Origin of the sequence: Lentimonas sp. CC4, from assembly GCF_902728235.1 — a bacterium.
Classification (GTDB): domain Bacteria; phylum Verrucomicrobiota; class Verrucomicrobiia; order Opitutales; family Coraliomargaritaceae; genus Lentimonas.
The window spans coordinates 847,462-866,588 of record NZ_CACVBO010000001.1; the positions used below are offsets into that span (position 1 = coordinate 847,462).

At 52.8% G+C, this 19,127-nt stretch carries 18 protein-coding genes; 4 read left to right on the plus strand and 14 right to left on the minus strand.

Annotation, left to right across the window (positions count from 1 at the left end):
• Nucleotides 1–11 precede the first annotated feature (11 nt).
• Genes GZZ87_RS03740 through pilM form a run of 3 tightly spaced genes read right to left on the minus strand, consistent with a single transcriptional unit; the run spans nucleotide 12 to nucleotide 3,589 of the window.
• Entirely contained in the window at nucleotides 12–926 is a 915-nt protein-coding gene (locus GZZ87_RS03740) for a hypothetical protein (RefSeq protein ID WP_162027436.1), read from the minus strand.
• Nucleotides 927–932: 6 nt separating this feature from the next.
• Nucleotides 933–1,913 (minus strand): Amuc_1100 family pilus-like protein, encoded by a 981-nt coding sequence (locus GZZ87_RS03745; protein ID WP_162027437.1) that lies wholly within the window; start codon nucleotides 1,911–1,913, stop codon nucleotides 933–935.
• 5 nt (nucleotides 1,914–1,918) lie between these two features.
• The gene (gene pilM, locus GZZ87_RS03750; protein ID WP_162027438.1) at nucleotides 1,919–3,589 is read right to left on the minus strand and encodes a pilus assembly protein PilM; all 1,671 of its coding nucleotides are present in this window, start codon (nucleotides 3,587–3,589) and stop codon (nucleotides 1,919–1,921) included.
• A gap of 387 nt (nucleotides 3,590–3,976) precedes the next feature.
• Here pilM and GZZ87_RS03755 point away from each other — a divergent pair, with 387 nt between their 5' ends.
• On the plus strand, nucleotides 3,977–4,483 hold the full coding sequence (locus GZZ87_RS03755) for an NUDIX domain-containing protein (RefSeq protein ID WP_162027439.1): 507 nt from the start codon (nucleotides 3,977–3,979) through the stop codon (nucleotides 4,481–4,483).
• Here GZZ87_RS03755 and recF read toward each other — a convergent pair.
• The 4 genes from recF to GZZ87_RS03775 all read right to left on the minus strand — a co-directional run bounded on the left by recF (nucleotide 4,480) and on the right by GZZ87_RS03775 (nucleotide 8,596).
• Nucleotides 4,480–5,550, minus strand: a complete 1,071-nt coding sequence (recF, locus tag GZZ87_RS03760; protein WP_162027440.1) for a DNA replication and repair protein RecF — start codon at nucleotides 5,548–5,550, stop codon at nucleotides 4,480–4,482. The two genes, GZZ87_RS03755 and recF, sit on opposite strands and share 4 nt — an antisense overlap.
• Nucleotides 5,551–5,565: 15 nt before the next feature.
• Nucleotides 5,566–6,711, minus strand: coding sequence for an aminotransferase class V-fold PLP-dependent enzyme (locus GZZ87_RS03765; RefSeq protein ID WP_162027441.1), 1,146 nt, complete (start codon nucleotides 6,709–6,711; stop codon nucleotides 5,566–5,568).
• A gap of 46 nt (nucleotides 6,712–6,757) precedes the next feature.
• Nucleotides 6,758–7,492: a LysM peptidoglycan-binding domain-containing protein gene (locus GZZ87_RS03770; protein ID WP_162027442.1), complete on the minus strand. Its 735-nt coding sequence runs from the start codon at nucleotides 7,490–7,492 to the stop codon at nucleotides 6,758–6,760.
• Nucleotides 7,493–7,615: 123 nt separating this feature from the next.
• On the minus strand, nucleotides 7,616–8,596 hold the full coding sequence (locus GZZ87_RS03775; protein ID WP_162027443.1) for a zinc-dependent alcohol dehydrogenase family protein: 981 nt from the start codon (nucleotides 8,594–8,596) through the stop codon (nucleotides 7,616–7,618).
• Nucleotides 8,597–8,750: 154 nt separating this feature from the next.
• On the opposite strand from GZZ87_RS03775, the gene GZZ87_RS03780 reads away from it, so the two are divergent.
• On the plus strand, nucleotides 8,751–10,886 hold the full coding sequence (locus GZZ87_RS03780) for a M3 family metallopeptidase (protein WP_162027444.1): 2,136 nt from the start codon (nucleotides 8,751–8,753) through the stop codon (nucleotides 10,884–10,886).
• A 97-nt stretch (nucleotides 10,887–10,983) separates the two neighbouring features.
• Here the strand turns inward: GZZ87_RS03780 and GZZ87_RS03785 are convergent, their stop codons facing one another.
• The 5 genes from GZZ87_RS03785 to GZZ87_RS03805 form a co-directional block, all read right to left on the minus strand.
• Entirely contained in the window at nucleotides 10,984–11,454 is a 471-nt protein-coding gene (locus tag GZZ87_RS03785; protein WP_162027445.1) for a 3'-5' exonuclease, read from the minus strand.
• A 262-nt stretch (nucleotides 11,455–11,716) separates the two neighbouring features.
• Entirely contained in the window at nucleotides 11,717–11,977 is a 261-nt protein-coding gene (locus GZZ87_RS03790) for a TM2 domain-containing protein (RefSeq protein ID WP_162027446.1), read from the minus strand.
• Between the two features lie 91 nt (nucleotides 11,978–12,068).
• Nucleotides 12,069–12,731, minus strand: coding sequence for a TonB family protein (locus GZZ87_RS03795; protein WP_162027447.1), 663 nt, complete (start codon nucleotides 12,729–12,731; stop codon nucleotides 12,069–12,071).
• 62 nt (nucleotides 12,732–12,793) lie between these two features.
• Nucleotides 12,794–13,297 carry a hypothetical protein gene (locus tag GZZ87_RS03800; protein ID WP_162027448.1) on the minus strand — a complete coding sequence of 168 codons (504 nt, stop codon included), beginning with the start codon at nucleotides 13,295–13,297 and terminating at the stop codon, nucleotides 12,794–12,796.
• Between the two features lie 74 nt (nucleotides 13,298–13,371).
• Nucleotides 13,372–14,319, minus strand: a complete 948-nt coding sequence (locus GZZ87_RS03805; RefSeq protein ID WP_162027449.1) for a 2-dehydropantoate 2-reductase — start codon at nucleotides 14,317–14,319, stop codon at nucleotides 13,372–13,374.
• A 213-nt stretch (nucleotides 14,320–14,532) separates the two neighbouring features.
• On the opposite strand from GZZ87_RS03805, the gene GZZ87_RS03810 reads away from it, so the two are divergent.
• Nucleotides 14,533–15,066 carry a DUF4190 domain-containing protein gene (locus GZZ87_RS03810; protein WP_162027450.1) on the plus strand — a complete coding sequence of 178 codons (534 nt, stop codon included), beginning with the start codon at nucleotides 14,533–14,535 and terminating at the stop codon, nucleotides 15,064–15,066.
• Nucleotides 15,067–15,134: 68 nt separating this feature from the next.
• Here the strand turns inward: GZZ87_RS03810 and nadB are convergent, their stop codons facing one another.
• Both nadB and panC read right to left on the minus strand, forming a co-directional pair.
• On the minus strand, nucleotides 15,135–16,721 hold the full coding sequence (nadB, locus tag GZZ87_RS03815) for an L-aspartate oxidase (protein WP_162027451.1): 1,587 nt from the start codon (nucleotides 16,719–16,721) through the stop codon (nucleotides 15,135–15,137).
• 82 nt (nucleotides 16,722–16,803) lie between these two features.
• The gene (panC, locus tag GZZ87_RS03820) at nucleotides 16,804–17,652 is read right to left on the minus strand and encodes a pantoate--beta-alanine ligase (RefSeq protein ID WP_162027452.1); all 849 of its coding nucleotides are present in this window, start codon (nucleotides 17,650–17,652) and stop codon (nucleotides 16,804–16,806) included.
• 150 nt (nucleotides 17,653–17,802) lie between these two features.
• Here panC and GZZ87_RS03825 point away from each other — a divergent pair, with 150 nt between their 5' ends.
• Nucleotides 17,803–19,047, plus strand: coding sequence for an LL-diaminopimelate aminotransferase (locus GZZ87_RS03825; protein WP_162027453.1), 1,245 nt, complete (start codon nucleotides 17,803–17,805; stop codon nucleotides 19,045–19,047).
• The last annotated feature ends 80 nt before the right edge of the window (nucleotides 19,048–19,127 follow it).

The window sequence follows — 19,127 nt, forward strand, 5'->3', positions numbered from 1 at the left end:
TGTTTTTGAGATTAGAATGCGAAATCAAACACGTCACTATTCGCGTCTTCTTTCTCTTCTACTTCTTCGGGGGATTTAGTCTCTTCGCTTGGGGCGCTGAGTTGCAATTCTTTGATCTCTTCTTCTAATTCTAGTTTTTCGTCGCCCTGTTTCTTCACTGTGACACTCGAATCTTCAAGATTTATCTGCTCTAAGCTGTATTTACCTAGCTTTGTTTCAAACGCTTTTGGCGCCTCTTGCAAAACGACTTCGATTGAAGCGTCCTCATTCGAGCGTAAAATGACAGTCACCACATCATTATAAAGACGCTCTCCGTGAACTAAAGTCACCTCTTCGCCAGTGCGTTGATCCAGCAAGGTAGCAGACGCAATCTTAGAGGTATTGCCGTCCTTGTCTTTCACACGCTCGATAGTGAAATCAATCAACTTGAACTCGGATTTCGGCTTCTCTTTGCCAACGCGCGCACGCACCTGGCGTTGCAGTTCTTCATCATAAAGAAGCAACAGGCTTTTAGACGCATCCTTTAGATCATCTTCAATGTAGCCTTCTAGCTGGATGCGATACGGTTCACGCTCGATTGCAGCGAGGTAAAGGCCAAATGGGATATCTTTAGTGGGCGGAAGGATCGGAGACTCAAAGATGAAGTTTCCATTCTTATCGATCCAAATCTTAGGCGGTGTGAAGACGTCGTAAAGCTCCAGAGGCGACTCCTTCGCCTGCGCTGAAGTCTGAACGGCATCCGGCCAAACGCCTGGAACTTCCGTAGAAATCGGCACTGGAATTGGCTCATACAGGCCATCGCCTGGCTGACCAACCTGCGGCGTAGCCGAAGGGAGCTCTCCAGATTTCATAACGTAAAACCCAACACCCGCGAGGAGTGCCAATATCGCCACTGCAAGGAGCAGTTTATCGTATATTTTATTCATGTGCGATTAGTTTGAGTTCTCCTCGGAATTAGAGGGCAGGATGATTTCGATAAATTCAAGAGTCACGGTAAAGCTAGATTCCGTGTCAGAAATAACAGGGGTTTTGTTTGCTGCCGACTTGGTTTCGGCTGGCTTGTCAGCACTCGAAGAAGCGCCACCAAAGACACTGAAAATGTCGTCGATATTACTGGCCGCCTTCTTGCCCTTCTTCTTTGCGCCTGCGGCACTCACAGTCGGGCGATCGACTTCGACACTGCGCACAACGAGTGGCAATTCGAACTCTGCCAGCTTATTCAAAAACTTGCGTAACGACGGGGTATACCCAGTAAAAGTGACACGAAACGCGAGCGTATCAATGGCGCCAGGGACGCGAGCCGAAATGGCTGGATTAATCTTAAACCCACCATCTGCAGTTGCTGATTGCTCCAATACTTCACGTTCCACTACTTGAATTCCAGCAGGGTCAGACTTAATAAGCTGATCTAAAATATAACGTAGGATCTGACGCTGCTTATCCAACTGCGGAATAATAGCTGCATCATCTGAGATTTTCGTCTCAGATGCGTATTTCTCAAAGCCAAATGCAAAACCATTCGGCACTACAATCTCAGCCTTTACGCCATCCGAATTCTTATGATTCGCAACCCGTCTCCGGTGACTTGACATATACCGTTGCAAGCCAGCCATCACACGCGTGCCATCACTGGAAACCGTGAGACGTGAGCCACGTTGCAAGTCATCTCGCATACTTTGCAGCTTGGCATTTAACTCTTCTGCATTTTTCTGCGCGGCTTGCACATTTTCCGAAGTCGGAGCAGGAGTCGCATATAATAGACCTTTGATTTGGCTATCTGCACTCTCTACTTGCCGCTTCGACGTAGCTAACTTGCCGGACTCCATCACCACCAGCGCAGTGCCACCCACAAAAGCGAGCACACCAACAGCACAGAGGATGCAGAATACGGGATTTTTCTTAAATAAACCCATAGGAATTATAGTGGTTTAGCCGCATCCACGACCAAGTTAATAGTGAAAGGGAGAACATTGAGGCCTTCATCTTGCAACTTCGTCCATGTAACGACAGGCGAATGAGAGGACACAATAAATTCAGAATCTTCGAAGCTAGAACGCAGTTTTTTCAGCTGCTCAGTTAATGCATCCACATCGACGTCCTCTACACCATTTGCAGAATCACGCACCAGTAACTGCCCTTCGACAACGACTTCATAAGAGGACTGACCATCGGCTGCCGCTTCACGCAGGACGTTCAGCTTATCCAACCAAACGTCTTCTGCGAGGTGCAGGCTCCCTTGCAACTCAGCGAAAAACTTAATCCAATTCGATTTCGAATTCACTAAACCTTCGACACGTTGAATCGCTTGACTGGTCGCCTCCGCTTGTTCTTGGAATTTGCGAATTTGAGCTTGGCTCGACTGTAACGGCTGAAGTTCCGCCTGAATCGTCTGCACTTGATCCGAATACGCAGCATTCGCATTCATATATGCGACAAGGACTGGGAACGGCGCCAATGCAAGACAGGCCGCAGCTAAGAGAATAAATGGCTTCTTCCGAGAGAATGCCATCGCAGACTGAATCGCTTCCGGCAGCAAATTCACACCCGCAGCATTCGGAATCATATCGCGACACGCTTCACCGATGATCTCACTCGTTTGCAAGCGTAGCACTTCCATCTCAGTATCAATCGAACCATCCAAGGTCACGTTTTGAAGTGGATCAAAGAACTCAACCTCGACTTTTTGAGTTGTCGAGAGTTGTTCCGCCAATCCCTTCAGGAGCGAACCACGTCCATTCAGCAAAATACGCTTTGGAGCAGCGCCACCCTTCTGGCGGCGGTAGTTCACGATCGAACGTGTAATTTCTTGGCTCATGCGGCGCATGAACGACTCAGAGCAGGATGTCAGCAGTTTCGCACCTGAATCATCCGCAGAGTAACCATTATCCTCAGCAAAGAACTTATGCTTCACCGCCTCAGCTTGTGCAAATGGCTTACCGAGACTATCAGCAATGTTTTGCGTGAGTGAATTACCACCCAACTGAATGTTACGCACAAAGAAACCATCCGGATTGCGAAAAAGTAGATTCGTCGAACGCGCGCCGATGTTGATCAGTAACACATCGTCATCCAACTCGGGGTAGGCGAATTGCAGCGTATTGTAGTCGAGCACCGTCGCAGCACTAATGCTATCGACTGTAAATCCGGCCGCAGAGACGTAGCCACAAAACTCATCCACCATGCTGGACTTAGCCGCAATGAAAAGCACCTCCGTCTCCACGCCGTCATCGCCGACGACTTGGCTATCCCATACCACTTCATGTAGCGGATATGGAATGTTTTGCTGCGCCTCAAATGCGATGATCTGCGCACGTTTCGCTTCTTCAATATGCGGAATACGGATCGTCTTAGTAAGGATCTGATTGCCAGGAACAATCAACGTCGCCTTACCGGAAAGCTTATGAGTATGAGCAAGGGCCTTAAGCGCCTCTCCAATACTCGGTAAGATCGCGTCTTCATTTGACAAGTCGTATTGGAGGTCTTCCGTAACCAACTTGTCGACCTGAAGACTCCCACCATGCGATGAGATAACGGCAGCAGTCACTCGACTGGCACCACAATTTATAATTAACCGTTTAGAACTACTCATGTATAAAAATTAGATGCGTATGAAAGCTCGAAGTAACTGAACTCCAGTCAATCCTGCCCTCATCTCCACACACGCAGTAGCTACTGATGACGAGACCAGAAACAGACAGAATGGGGTGAAGTATTTTGACATTTACAGCTTGGGGACAGACTGAAGTGTCGCGTAGAGGCGCGACAGAAGCTATAGTGGTTATGTAGTGTTTTGGCGCATAGCAATCACTTTCTCAGTGAAAAGTTGCCGTTTTAATGCACTTTTCTCTCTCTCAGTCAAATCAGTGCCACTTTAAACATTTTTTATACAAATATCAGCATCATAGGTGCCCGCCATTCGTAGCGATCATCCCGATTACACTTGCGCCAAACCAAGCCTTAAGAATCGTAAGCACTTATGACCACGCCACTTCCTTTTAAAATAAGCGCACTCATCTTCATCCGTAACGCAAAAGGCGAACATCTCCTGATACAGCGATTAAAATCTCCTAATAAAGGCTGCTGGAGCCCCATTGGCGGCAAGCTCGACATGGCTACTGGCGAATCTCCTTACGAATGCGCCCGCCGTGAAGCACACGAAGAAGTCGGCCTCGAGCTTTCCGACACCGACCTGCACTGCTTCGGCTACGTCTCCGAAAAAAGCTACGAAGGCGCAGGCCATTGGCTGATGTTTCTCTTCGATTGCCGCATTTCGACTGACAGCCTGCCCTGCGCAATCGATGAAGGACACTTTGAATTCTTCAGCCGCGATGCGATTGACCAACTGAAGATTCCCGAAACCGACCACACCTTGATCTGGCCCTATTTTGACAAATACCACGAAAGCTTCATCGGCCTACGAGCCAACTGTGATCCAGAGGGTAAACTAACTGTAATTGAAGAGCTACAACTCCCTCAAGACTAACGAGTAAATTGCCCATTCGTCACTTTCCAGATCGCCCATTCTGAACTCGCTTCTGGCAACTCTGTGCCAGTCGCGATGATCTGAAGCTCGGGCGGACAGGCACGCCAAAACCCGGCCTTACGATACGGGTCGAGCTCGCCCAACACATCGTCGGCCAACAAAACAGGAGTCAGCCCGAGGCGCTCCTGAAAGATCCGTGCCTGCGCGATACGCAGCGCGACACAAAGCCCACGCTGCTGACCGTCAGAGGCATACTCTTTCGCGCCACCAATGCTTAAAGAGAGATTGAAGTCATCACGGTGTGGCCCCTTCTGCGTCGAGCCCATGATCTCATCGCGCTTGCGACCATCGTGCAGCATTCGGCTCACCGATTCCACATCGGGGCACGCGGCATTGACCTTAAACTCTAACTCGGGCCCTTCATCCAACTCAGCAATATCTGCATACACCGCAATCAACACTTCGCGCAAACGCTGCATCTCGGCACGACGCTTAGTCGAGACAGCGACCGCATGCGGTGCAATCTCAGCCTCAAACGCCGACAACTCCGCGGCACTCCCCCCCTTCTTCAGCAGTCGATTGCGCTCCGCCACGCCACGATGATAGTTCCGCAGCGCATGATAATAGCTCGGATCAATCGCTGAAAGAGTCAGATCCACAAAACGCCTACGCTCCGCAGGTGAACCACGCAGTAACATCAAATCGCCCGAGCTTAATGGCACCACAGGGAACCGCCCAATGAAGTCCCCCAACCGCGAAACACGCTCGCCATCGATCTTCACACTGCGCCCCGACTTGCCAGCATGTAGCTCCAGCTCCGTTCGGCCTTCAACATCGTGCTCGATTTCATACACCGCAGCAAACGAACCATCACAGCCCTGCCGCGGCAATGCCGACATACTCTGTGTTCGAAACGAGCGCAGCGCGGTCACCAGCCCAAGTGCCTCTAGCAAATTCGATTTCCCCTGCCCGTTCGCACCGAGCAGAAAGGTGCGGTTCGCCGATAGATCCAGCTCCGCAAACTCAACATTACGAAAATCCTGCACACGGAGATTTAGAAAACGCATAACAACCGTATCCTGTTAAATCGAAATCACCGTCGATGGTGAACGATCCGCCTCTGACCGAAGCGTCGCGTAGCATTCGACGATCGCCACGGCCAACGCCCGCCAATCCTCCACGCTTGTCGTCCATCCAGAACTGACGCGTAGCACTCGGCGCATCACATCTGCCTCCAGCCCCATCGCCGCAAGCACTGGCGACGCCCCCTGCTTGCCCGTCGAACACGCCGAACCAGCTGAGACTAAAAAGCCGCGCCTCTCCAACGCACGTATCCAGCGCACACTGGCAAACTCAGGCAAGATCAACAGCGCCGTATTCCACAAGCGCTCCACCTCAAGCCCGACCACCTCAACCGATGGCATCACCTGACTGAGTTCCTCGAGAAAGATGTCCCGCCCCTCAGCGGAGCCATGCTCCACCTCCTCCAAAGCAGCGACCATTGCTAAGACGCCAGCCACATCCTCTGTGCCCGCACGATGCCCAGACTCCTGCGCACCGCCGAGCAGCGACGTAAAACCCGCATTCGCCTCTGGCAGCAAAACCAGCCCGACACCTCGCGGCCCACCAAATTTATGTGCGCACCCCGTCACAAAATCACCAGCGCCCAAGCCCGACAGCGGCAACTTACCGATCCATTGCGACGCATCACAATGAGCCTGCACCCCTTGCGCGCGACATTCCTCTGCGATGCGCTGCCAGTCATTTAAAATCCCAGTCTCATTATTCGCCGCCATAACTGACAAAGCCATGACCTTGCCTTGATTGAGCAATTCCTGCAGCGCCGCGAGATCCACTGCACCGTGCACATCGAGCATCAACCAATCCACACGCTCGCCAAAGGTCTGCTTCGCCGCCTCCACCACACTCGGATGCTCCGTCGGACTCACCGCGACCCGCGCATCCGCAGGCAACGTCGCCGCCCAATGCGCAAATACAGCATTGTTCCCCTCAGTTGCACCGGAGTTGAACACCACACGCTCGGGAGCCACTTCAAATAACTCCGCAACACGCGCACGCGCTGCATTTAAATGTGCATGCACCCGAGCCGCCGCACGATAGGGACTCGACGGATTCAACCAAAGGTCATCTGTAGCCGCTAACCACGCCGCACGCGCCTCAGGCCGCAATGGTGAGGTCGCATTATAATCAAAAAAGCAGCACTCCATATCTAACACTTAAAGACCAACCTGCCGCATACGTCAAAGACACGCATTACGGGATACGAAGATCCTGCCCGACCTTCAGCGCATTCTCACTCGAGAGACGGTCGCGATTTGCCTGATAAATATCGATCCAACGCGACGGCGTGCCATACACCTTGCGACTAATACCGCTGAGCGAATCGCCGGACTGCACCGTATAGCTACGTGGCGCGCTCGCCGGATCGGGAGCCGGCGCCGTCGCTTGCGGCTGCACCGGCTGTCGAGTCTGCTGGAGCGACTGCGTCACCGTTGTCTGCGCAGTCGGCACACGTCGTGCACCACCCACGACATTTTCCAACTGCTGCACGCGCTTTTCAGCAGCCACTAAATCACGCTTCAAACTATCGTTCTCGACCTTCAAACTCTTCACGAGCTCCATCAAATCAATCCGATCGAGATCCCCCTGATACGGCTGAGCAGGCAATTGCCGTGCAAATTCCTTCTGTGCGGTTTCGATCAATTGACGCACCTGCGTCGCTTGTGGTGCCTGTGGTTTAAACTGTAAGTAGCGCTCGAAATGGTAAATCGCACGCACTGGATCTTTCATCGAATGCAAATAGATATAGCCGGCCTCGAAATGAGACTCTGGCGCATCACGCCGCGCATCAATCACACGCAGAAAAGCACTCAACGCATCTTCCGTGCGACCTTGCCCCTGATACCCCTTGGCTAACTGATACTGTTTCTCATCCGTCTCGCCCACCACTTCAACGCCACTAGGCGTGCAGGCAGAAACGAGGAGCAAAGCGAATAATGATGCAACTAGAGCAAATCGAGGCAGGAACATGATGCAGAGACGTTTAGCAGTGATCCGCCCCCCTGCAACAAACAAGTCACAGCAACTCGACTTTCCCACTGCCCACTCCATCTAAGGCTTGAGCAAGACCTTGCCCAAGCGTGGCTGCTTATCGTGCTTCAAAGCGTCAGCGAATTGCTCAAACGAATACGTTTCCTCAATTGGCAGCTTCACAGTGCCATCGCGCATCATAGCATACACCGCACTCATTACCTCATCGCGGCCTTCAGCTCCCAGCTTCTTGCACCACTTATCCCACCAGAATCCGATCAAGCGCACATCATTAAAAATAAGGAAACGAGTCGGAAAACGAACGAGGTCGCCCACCATACCGCCAAAAGTCACATGCGTGCCGCCTTCGCCCAACGCCTTGATTTGATCACTCGCACTCGCACCGCCGATAGAGTTTAGTGCCAACTGGATCGGCTCTCCGCCAGTCAACTCCTTCACCTGCTTCGGCCAACCACTGCCTTCAACGACGACATGGTCGGCGCCCATTGCCTTCAACGGTTCAACCAGCTCCTCACGGCGCACCTGACTAATAGTCTTAAAGCCCATCGCCTTCGCCATCTGAATCACACTCAACCCCACAGCGGAATTACCTGCATTTTGCACCACCCAACTGCCTGGAGCCAGATCCACGATCTTCTTCAGCAAGCAATATGCTGTCGGTGGGTTAATAAAAGAAATCGCCGCCTGCTCAACAGGCACATCATTCGGCACCATTTGCAAGTCCGCCACAGGGATGCAGGCCGTTTCTTGCCAAGCACCCTCTTCGGGAAAGCGAACACGCGCCCCCACTTCCACACTCGACACGTCTTGCCCCAGCGCATCAATCACGCCAACACCCTCACGCCCAGCGACTGCAGGCAACTCACGCAAACGTCCGTAGCTACCGCCGATCATACCATAATCCGACGGGTTAATCGTCGCCGCTAACAAACGCACCCGAACTTCACCCGCAGCAGGCTCCTGTTGCTCGACCTCTTCCAGTCGTAATACCTCTAGAGGTTTTCCAAACTCATGGTGACAAATCGCTTTTTGTAGTGTCATAGCCCAACAACATGCCCAAAACCAACACACGCGCAAAGATTTTTAACAAATTCAACCTGCATAATTAGCATCCGTAGTTGCCACTATCAGTAACAAACTCTTTCACTTTTCAGACTATTTTCTTAATTCTCCATTCCTAATTCCTAATTCTCCTATGCATCCATTTCTCCAAAAAGACTTTCACATTCGTTGGTCGACACTCACGCCCGATCACATCGAGACAGACATTAGCAAAGCACTCACCGACGCTCAAGCCGCCGTCGATGCCGTTGCCGCACGCAGCACCGACGCACCGGAAACGCTGACCTACGAGAACACCATCGCTGCGCTCGACGACGGCCTTGAACCACTCAACCACGCATGGGGACTCGTCAGCCACCTCGACTCGGTCAACAACAGCCCCGAACTACGCGACGCGCATAACGCGATGCTACCCAAGGTGAGCGAGTTCTTCGCTGGCATCCCACTCAACGAAACACTCTGGAAGACCCTCAAGGCCTACGGCGAAAGCCTCGCAACCGACAAGCTCTCACCTACCAAGCAGCGCTACATCCACGAAACACTCGCCGACTTCCGCGAGCAAGGCGCCGACCTGCCACCCGAGCAAAAAGCACGCGCCGGGGAAGTCCAAAAGCGCCTCGCCGAGCTGACACAGAGCTATTCAGAGCACTGTCTCGACGCCACCAACGCGTGGGAAAAGATCGTCACCGACGAAGCCGAACTCGCCGGCCTACCCGAATCCGCAGTCGCCGCAGCCAAGCAAAATGCCGAGCAAAAGGGACACGAAAACGCATGGCGCTTCACACTCCAAGCGCCCTCCTTTATCCCAGTGCTCACCTACGCCGATAGCGACAGCCTGCGCCAAGAGCTTTGGCAGGCTTACGCCACGATCGGCCGCGAGGGCGAATACGACAACCGCGAACTCGTCCGCGAAATCCTCGACCTACGCCACGAATTCGCTCAGATCGTCGGCCAAGACAACTTTGCCGACCACGTCACTTCACGCCGCATGGCTGCTTCAGGCGACGCTGCGCTCAAATTCGGCAACGCCATCTTTAATAAAATCCAAGATCAATTCGTCGAAGAGACGAACGCATTGAGCCAATTCAAAGCCGACGCCACCAAAGAGCCACGTGAACTGCTCGAACCATGGGAAGTCGGCTACTGGGCCGAGAAGCAACGCCTCGCCAACTTCGACTTCGACGAAGAAGCCCTGCGCCCCTACTTCCCGATCAACCGAGTCATCTCCGGCATGTTCGACATCGCCCAGCAAATCTTCGGCCTCCGCATCGAAGAGCGCGCAACCGCGGGAGGGACGGCCTCCGCGCCGTCAGCCGAACCCAAGTCTCAGTCCTCAGCCCTCAGCTCTCAAGCCTCAGAAGCCCTCCCAGAGGTCTGGCACGAAGAGGTCAAATTCTACGACCTATTCGACGCCGACTCTGGCGAGCAGCTCGGCTCCTTCTACGCCGACTGGCACCCGCGCGAGTCCAAGCGCGGCGGCGCATGGATGAACTATCTGCTCACTGGCAACCGCGATGCATCCGTCGGCCCACGCACACCACACCTTGGACTGATCTGCGGCAATCTAACACCACCCGTTGGCGATCAACCCGCACTCCTCAACCACCGTGAGGTCGAAACGATCTTCCACGAATTTGGCCACCTACTCCATCACCTCTGCGGCGAAGTCGAAGTTAAGTCACTCAATGGCGTCAACGTGCCATGGGATTTCGTCGAGCTTCCCTCACAGATTCTCGAGAACTGGTGCTGGGATCGCGAAAGCCTCGACCTCTTCGCCCGCCACCACGAAACAGGTGACGCCATCCCGCAGGACCTCTTCGACAAGATGCTCGCCGCGCGCAACTACATGAAGGCCAGCGCCAACGTGCGCCAACTCTCCTTCGGTAAGATGGACCTAGAGCTACATATTAACTGGCCAGAGACGAAGAAGAAGGATCTGGACGCGTTCATCAAAAAGCAGCTCGACGGCTATAACGCAGCCCGCAAGACCGAACCGAAATCGAACGTCTTCAATTTCAGCCACCTCTTCAGCAGCCCCACCGGTTACGCCGCAGGCTACTACAGCTACAAGTGGGCCGAAGTGCTCGACGCCGACGCGTTCACCCGCTTCCAGAAAGAAGGTATCCTCAACGCCGAAACTGGCCGCGCCTTCCGCAACGAAATCCTAGCTAAAGGCAACTCCGAGGATCCCGCGCTGCTGTTTAAAAACTTCATGCACCGCAACCCCGATCCCGATGCGCTCTTACGCCGCGACGGACTGATCGACTAGACATTGCATACGCAAATACTTAACAAAAAGCCGTATCCATTGGATACGGCTTTTTTTGTAAATGGAGATAACCGTTAATAGCACATGAGCCCTCGCCCTACCCGCGCAGATGCCGCAGATACAGCTCCGCGCAAGCCTTCGCATCCGACAGGGCATCATGGTGATCTAGCGGGATGCAGTGTTCGTCGCACAGCAGGTTCAACTTCTTCTTATAGATCTTGTAGGTGCATGCTGGCTCGTAGCTCGGCTCGTCCATGCCATAAAACTCCAAGGTCTTACGCAGGCAGGAAAAATCAAAGGCACCATTGTGCGCCACCAACGTGCGCCCCTCGATATAGCCACGGATCTGCGGCCACACCGCATCAAAAAACGGCGCATTATAAGTGTCCGACTCCGTCAACCCATGCACATTCGTATTCCAATAGCTGTAAGTGTTCTCTGGCGGCTGCACAAGAATACTGAGCTGATCAACCACCTCCCCCTGCTCCACTCGGACGAGCCCAACCTGGCAAATACTGGAGCGCGCTGGCTGCGCCGTTTCAAAATCAATCGCGGTAAAAGTAGGCATGCGCACCACAGAACTGAGAAGTGCCGAGGTCTGCAATTCGATTTTTCGCCTCAGGTTCGCACTGATATAAAATCGGCTGTAGCGATGCGACGCCAGTCGCGTCTATTTTTCGGCGGGGAATCGTGTAGTGGTCGACCTCGCTAGCGCGAGTTCGCTACCATGTTTTTGCTTCATTGCACGAGCTTCCCCTCTGTTTGACGATGAACACAAAAAAGCCGCCCAGTAACAGGACGGCTTTTAGAAAAATCAAAAGAACGACAGTCTAGAACCAGCCTTTTTTACCATTGATGTAAGTCGCGACGAAATCTTCGTCTGTCTTAGTCAAGTAGATGATCCCCTCAACTAGACCGATGATACCAGTGATGAAGCCAAGCATACCCAAGCTGATGACAGTTAAAAGAAGCATAATAATGCCTTCTTTTGTGTAGCCTAGAACGAACTTATGGATTCCGAAAGCTCCAAGGAGAATTCCCAAAATACCTGCTGCGATTTTCTTTTCTGATCCTGCTGGTTTGTCTGACATAATAATAAGTAGTTATAAGTTAGTGATGCAGCTCTAGCACTATCAAAAAATAACGCTAGGTTTCCAGATTAAAATACCAGCGACATTTCAGTTAGCGATTCAGCGAAAATTCAATGCGCCAGGAATATTTCGCGCTCACCGCTTGCCCGTTCCGTATCGGCGGGGAAAAACGCGTCGCCGCAGCGCCTGCCTTTGCCGGCGCCACAAAATCCTTGTGCGAATAATTAAGCACCTCTTGCACATCAACGCGCCCACTGGGATCGATAAACACCAGTAATTGCACATAACCTTCCACTCGCCGGCGCTGAAGCTGCACAGGATATTGAATACGCCCATGCCTGGTAACATGCGGCACCTCATCGAGGTCATCGAACCCATAGCGGCTCATTAGCTGCTCGGCTGATTCGACCTGAAAATTGAAATCCAAACTGTCACCAATCGTCAATTCTCCGCCTATTCCAGGATTTAAGCTCAGCTCCAGCTGCTCTAAACTTGGCATCGGCGGCGGTGTGTCCAACTCCGGCGGTGTTTCCTCTTTTTCCTCAGGTGGAGGCGGAGGCGGATCGCTCGGAGGAGGTGGTGGCGGCGGCACTGCCAACACCAGCTCTTCGATCGGTTGCGCCGTAGCAGGCCGCACCTCGCTAAACTGCACCAGCGGGATCAATAAGAAGATCAATAACGCCGCCACCAATCCTAACACCGTGCTAACAGCAAGGTTGGAGCCTTTCTTAGGTGGTTGATACAAGCGCGCCATACGAACCGCGCATGTTCTACGCTTTTATCTGCCTGTCAAAGTCCGAGGGACAAAAAGCACCACTAATTCGTATTTTCCATACTCTCATCGAGCACGCGCTCACGCTTCTCGACCTGACTCCCTCCGGCATCGACCACGCCCATCACCACTTGAGCAGCATATTGAAGACTCATACCAGCGAACCCAGCCAACACCAACGCGAGCACGGCCGAAACTTTGCTAAAATCCCATAATTTGGAAGAGACCAACGCCCCGGCCAATACAAACACGATGCCAAATGTCGCCCACGGCAAGAATTGCTCAGCCCAGTCTGCTTGGATTTCAGGCAATGCATACAGCTCAATCAAGACATAGCCCAAGGCCGCCAGCAGCAATGGAATCATCACCGCAAAAGCCGTGATCACGATCCCCTTCGAACTACTGAAAACACCTGAAAGTAGCCGCGCCACAATCAACATGCCACCAATTGCACATCCCAGCAGGATATAAAACTCGGCAGTGCCAGCTTCGAAAGGAAACACCACCTCTAGGAAGGCGATTAGAGCATCAAGGATTGGTTTAAGCATAACGTCAGGAGCTAGGGATCGATGTATCAGTTGGAATTTACGTTATCTACGTTACGTCAGAATGCGACCCCATTTTAACGAGCGCCCACCGCAGTAACGAGCTCAGCATGTAGCTGTGCCAACTCCGGCATCTCCAGCCCCAGTGCCTGACCACGTCGCAGCGGTTCGCCGAATATCGCCTCCACTTCCACTGCACGTCCGTCGAGATAGTCGATCAAGGACGACGGACGATAAGCGCCCATTCTCTCAGTCACATCGAACTGCCCTTGAAGAAAGGAATCAGCGATCTCATGCCCGCACAATGCCGACGCCGCTTGAACCTCTGCCATCAAACGACGCGCACGCGCGGCCAACCCAGCATCAGCCAAAATCAAGTCCGTCGTAATGCCGCCCGCCGCGATGGCCAATCCGTTGAAAGGCACATTCCAACAAAGCTTACGCCACAGCGCCGCGTCCAGAACCGGTGAGACATTCGCCTTCACGCCTGCAGCGGTAAAGTCCGCGACGACCTCAGCCGCACGCTCAGGCCAGCGTTCCCCGAGCGAACCGATTTCAACACGGCCTGGCAGATAATTTTCAACCACACCCGGCGCGCTTCGGTTGACGCAAACAGAGCACAGACTCGCCAGCACTGGATTGGTCGGAAAGTGCTTTGCCAACAATTCGGCGTTACCCATCCCGTTTTGCAACGTGAGCAAAGTGGTGCGCCCTGGCTCGACCAAATGCTGTAAACTCGGTAGTAAGTCACAGTTCACTGTCGCCTTGGCCGAGATGATCACCAGATCCACCGCCCCGATCGCAGCGGCATCTGTCTCAATAGCACTCGGCCGAACTGAATGTGTCTCACTCAACTCCCCCGAACGCGGATCCACCATGCGGATTGTGATACCGTCCTCACGCAGCGCAGCGGCATCCGAACGTGCAAGCACATGCAGTGAAGCACCCGCCTTCGCCAGCAAACCACCGTAATAAAGGCCAATCGCTCCAGGGCCAACCAGCGCGCAACGAGTAGATGAACTCAAAAATGACATGTAGCTAATTTGGCCACGCAATGCTGTGGCAGCAATTGGAAAAATGAGGCATCGCACAGATCGGAACTGCTTCAGTCTTCGCTAAAGCTACGCAAGATACGAATTCACAAAAAAGACGATGCGTCACAGACATTTCAATCAGCAGAAAAACCAAACGATTAGGAGCTTGCCGAACAAGACCTCATAAGTAACCTATCAATACCTATGAGCAATAAACAAAAAACATCAGGCCTCGCGATCGCTAGTTTAGTCCTAGGGCTATGCTTCTTTATTCCGTTCGGCTTCCTGCTAGCGATCATCTTTGGCTTTGTTGCTTTGAGCAAAGTGAAAGACAGCAACGGTGAGCTAAAGGGCAAAGGCTTGGCAATTAGCGGCATTGTGCTTGGCTTTGCATGGCTCGCCATGATTCCAATCATGGGACTGCTAGCTGCCATGGCGATTCCAGCCTTCCAAAAAGTGCGTGAGACGTCACTTGAAAAAATGATGGCTAATAATGGCAGAATAATTTCGTCAGCGGCACAGCAAACCATGCTCGAGAATGGCACGGTATCGGTTCGGTTTGATGACCTGAGCGATTATCTACAGCCCGACTTCTTTGGCAGCACTTGCCTACCTGGCGAGGACACAACAGTTGAAGTGAATGGCACGTTTGAATTGATCGAACCCTCTCTACAGCGACTTTATGTTTTTAATGCGGATGGTAATTTAACTGAAGTCATTGACTTAAACTACCAATAAGCTGGATCGCGCGATCAGTCTCAGCTCTAGAAAATAGGGCTGAGGCTGGCGGCCACAGCTCTATAACATCAGCCTAATCGAACCGTCGAATCGACTAGCACCTCACTTTTCTCAGAATAGTCCAACGTGCAGTGCAGCCCACGGCTTTCTTTGCGCTGCAGGGCGCAATCCACAACAAGACCAGCGACTAGGATCATGTTGCGCAGCTCCAATAAGCTTTCATCAACTTTGAAATTCCAGTAGTAATCGTTGATCTCGCGGTCGAGCGTCTTAATACGGGTGCGAGCACGTTCGAGACGCTTGGTCGTGCGAACAATACCGACGTAGTCCCACATCGTCCGCTTCACCTCATCCCAATTGTGCAAGAGCACCACGCGTTCGTCAGAGTCCCGCACGTCGCCGTCGACCCAATCTGGCAGGTCCACCATTGAAGCCTTTGCGGCCGACAAATACTCGCCCACTGCTGTCGCACCTCGGTTCGCCATGACCACCGCTTCGAGCAGCGAGTTACTTGCGAGGCGATTTGCCCCATGCAGTCCAGTGCAAGCGACTTCACCACAGGCATACAGCCCAGGCAACGAGGTCTCGCCACTGAGGTTCGTCTTCACGCCGCCACATAAATAGTGCGCTGCGGGCACCACGGGAATCATATCCTTTTCCAGAGCGATCCCCTGCTTCGCGCAATGCTCATAAATATTAGGAAAATGATCATGCAGCTTCTTGAGCGTCAAATGACGTGTATCCAGCCAGACATGACGTGCCCCCGCCTGCTTCATTTCCGAATCAATCGCACGCGCTACTATATCGCGCGGAGCGAGATCTTTTCGCTGATCATAGCGCTCCATGAACGCCTCACCTTTGAGGTTACGCAGAATCGCGCCTTCACCTCGCACCGCTTCACTAATGAGGAATCGATCCGAATCGCGGCTGTAAAACGCAGTCGGGTGGAATTGGATGAATTCCATATTGCGCACTTCAACGCCCGCACGATACGCCATCGCGATGCCATCACCTGTCGCGATAAAAGGATTCGTCGTGTATTGATAAACTTGGCCAATGCCTCCGGTCGCCAACAACACCACACTCGACTCAAAGGTCTCCACCTGCTCGGAGTGCGTATTGAGGGCATATAGGCCGAGCACACGATCATCTCCGGGTAGCCCGAGCTTCGACGCAGTGATCAACTCCACCGCAAAGTGATGCTCATAAGTATCAATATTTGGCGACGTCGCAATGCCATGCAGCAACGCATCTTCAATCGCCTTACCCGTTACATCCTTAACATGTAAAATGCGGCGTTTCGAATGCCCGCCCTCTTTACCGAGCGAGACACTGCCGTCCTCCAACTGCGTGAACGCTACACCACGGCGCGCTAGTTCTTCAATGCTCGATGCGCCGTCGGTCAAAATCTCGCGCACCGCAGCTTCATCACAAAGCCCATCACCTGCATCCAAGGTATCGGCCACGTGCATCTCGACATCGTCCGTTTGCGAAGTCACGGCCGCGATGCCGCCCTGCGCATAGTTCGTATTCGATTCGGCCGAGTTCTTCTTCGTAATAATGGCCACACGTTGCCCTGCCTCGGCGACTTTAAGTGCAAAGCTCAGGCCAGCGATTCCACTACCGATGACGATGACATCGTATGATTTAGACATAAATAGAAGGGAAGTTAGGAGGTAACAGGTAGGAAAGATGATTCAAAAAACTAACTTCTGACTCCTAAATCCTAGCTTCTTTTTAAAGGGCAATATTATCAATGAGTCGTGTCTGATCCAGCCATGCCGCAACACAAACCATATGCTGCCCTGGGATGATCTCGCGCCCCGCGGGCTTCATCGTTAGCCGGTCAACAACCTGCACATAGATCACACGCACACTTCGAGCCATCGACAAATTATGCGTAATCTCCGCAACCACACGGTCGACACTACGCACCCCCTCTTCGCGCACCATGCGCTGGCCTAGCAGGAGCGCCTTCGAAATATTGAGCGCTTCAGCATGCTGCGTGGTCGTCAGATAGCGATTGCGTGAACTGGTGGCGAGGCCATCTTCACCGCGCTTCGTTTCGCCGATGACCATCTCGGTCGGAATGTTGAGATCAGTGATCATCTTCTGAATCACCGCACACTGCTGCGCATCTTTTTGACCAAAGACTGCGATGTCTGGGCGAGCGATATTGAACAACTTCAAACACACCGTCGTCACCCCACGAAAATGGTTCGGGCGCGAAATCCCGCACAATCCAGAGCCCACATCTTCTTCATTCACATACGTGGAGTAGCCCTGCGGATACATTTCAGCCACCGAAGGATTAAATACAATGTCAGCTCCTCGTGCGGCACATTTCTCTAAATCTTCCTCCAAGGACTTCGGATAGCGGTCGAAATCCTCGTTCGGCCCGAACTGGGTGGGATTGACAAAAATCGAAACAATGACCTTATCAGCACGCTCCTTCGCAATATCAATCAACGAGAGGTGCCCTTCATGGAGGCAGCCCATCGTCGGAACTAGCCCGATGAGTCGGCCGCTGGAGCGCAGACCGATGGCGTGAGATTGCATTTCGTTGACCGATTGGATTGTTTGCATAACAAATTTTCGGAACAGGTTACGCCTGTATGACACTTTATCAAAATAATAATCAGAACTTATCAACTCCGCTAAAACTCAATTTGCAGCGTTTAGCCATTATCCATTCACATTCTTAGCAATCATCCATTAGTAATTATTAATTAAATCATGAGCGATTCATACATCCAAGAACTCTTCGCTGAGCGCATCGGCGGCAATCAATACGGCAAATCCACTGCCATTTACAAGTTTGAGAAGATCAAACGCGCGAAAAAAGCAGCGAAAGAAGCCAAGCCAGACGTCGATCTGATCGACATGGGCGTCGGCGAGCCAGACGAAATGGCCTTCCCAATCGTGGTCAAAGCCCTCCAAGATGCAGCCGCTCAACCCGAAAACCGTGGCTACGCGGACAATGGCGGCGACGATTTTAAGGCCGCAGCCGCACAATACATGGCAACCGTTTTCGGCGTGAATGACATCGATCCAGCGACTGAAGTCGTCCACTCGATCGGCTCCAAGACCGCCCTGTCAATGATTCCGGCCTGCTTCATCAACCCAGGCGACGTCGTGCTCATGACCTCTCCCGGCTATCCTGTGCTCGGCACACACGCCCAATATCTAGGCGGCGAGGTCTATAACATGCCACTCAAGGAAGAAAATAACTTCCTCCCTGAGCTCGACGCCGTGCCTGCGGACGTCGTCGCAAAAGCGAAGATCATGGTGCTCAACTACCCGAACAATCCGACTGGCGCATCCGCCACACTCGAGTTCTTCGAAAAGGCCATCGCATTCGCCAAGGCCAACAACTTGATCATTCTGCAAGACGCAGCCTACTCGTCGCTGATCTTCGAAGGCACTCCGATCTCCATCTTCCAAGTCGAAGGTGCCAAGGATGTCGCCATCGAGCTCCACTCCCTCTCGAAGAGCTACAACATGACAGGCTGGCGCATCGGCTTCGTCGTGGGTAACCCGCTCATCGTGCAGGCCTACGCTGACATGAAGGACAACTCCGACTCCGGCCAATTCCTCGCCATTCAAAAGGCTGGTGCCGTCGCGCTCGCGAATCCACAGATCACCGAAGAAATCTCCGCGAAATACTCGCGCCGTATGGACCTCCTCGTGGACGCGCTCAACGGCGCAGGCTTCAAAGCGAAAAAGCCAAAGGGTAGCTTCTTCCTCTACGTCGCCGCACCAAAGTCCGCGACAATCGATGGCAAGACCACCGAGTTTGAATCCGGCGAAGCATGCAGCCAATGGCTCATCACCGAAGAGCTCATCAGCACAGTGCCTTGGGATGATGCCGGCAACTTCGTCCGCTTCTCCGTGACCTTCGCCGCAAAAGGCGAAGAAGCCGAAAAAACAATTGCAGCCGAAATCGGTCAGCGCCTCGCGAAATACACCTTCGCATTCTAAGGGGTCCAAACAGTCCCACGCTTTAACCTTAAAAGAGTAGTTAGAAGGAAGAAGGAAGGAGTTAGAAGCTGAGCATCAGT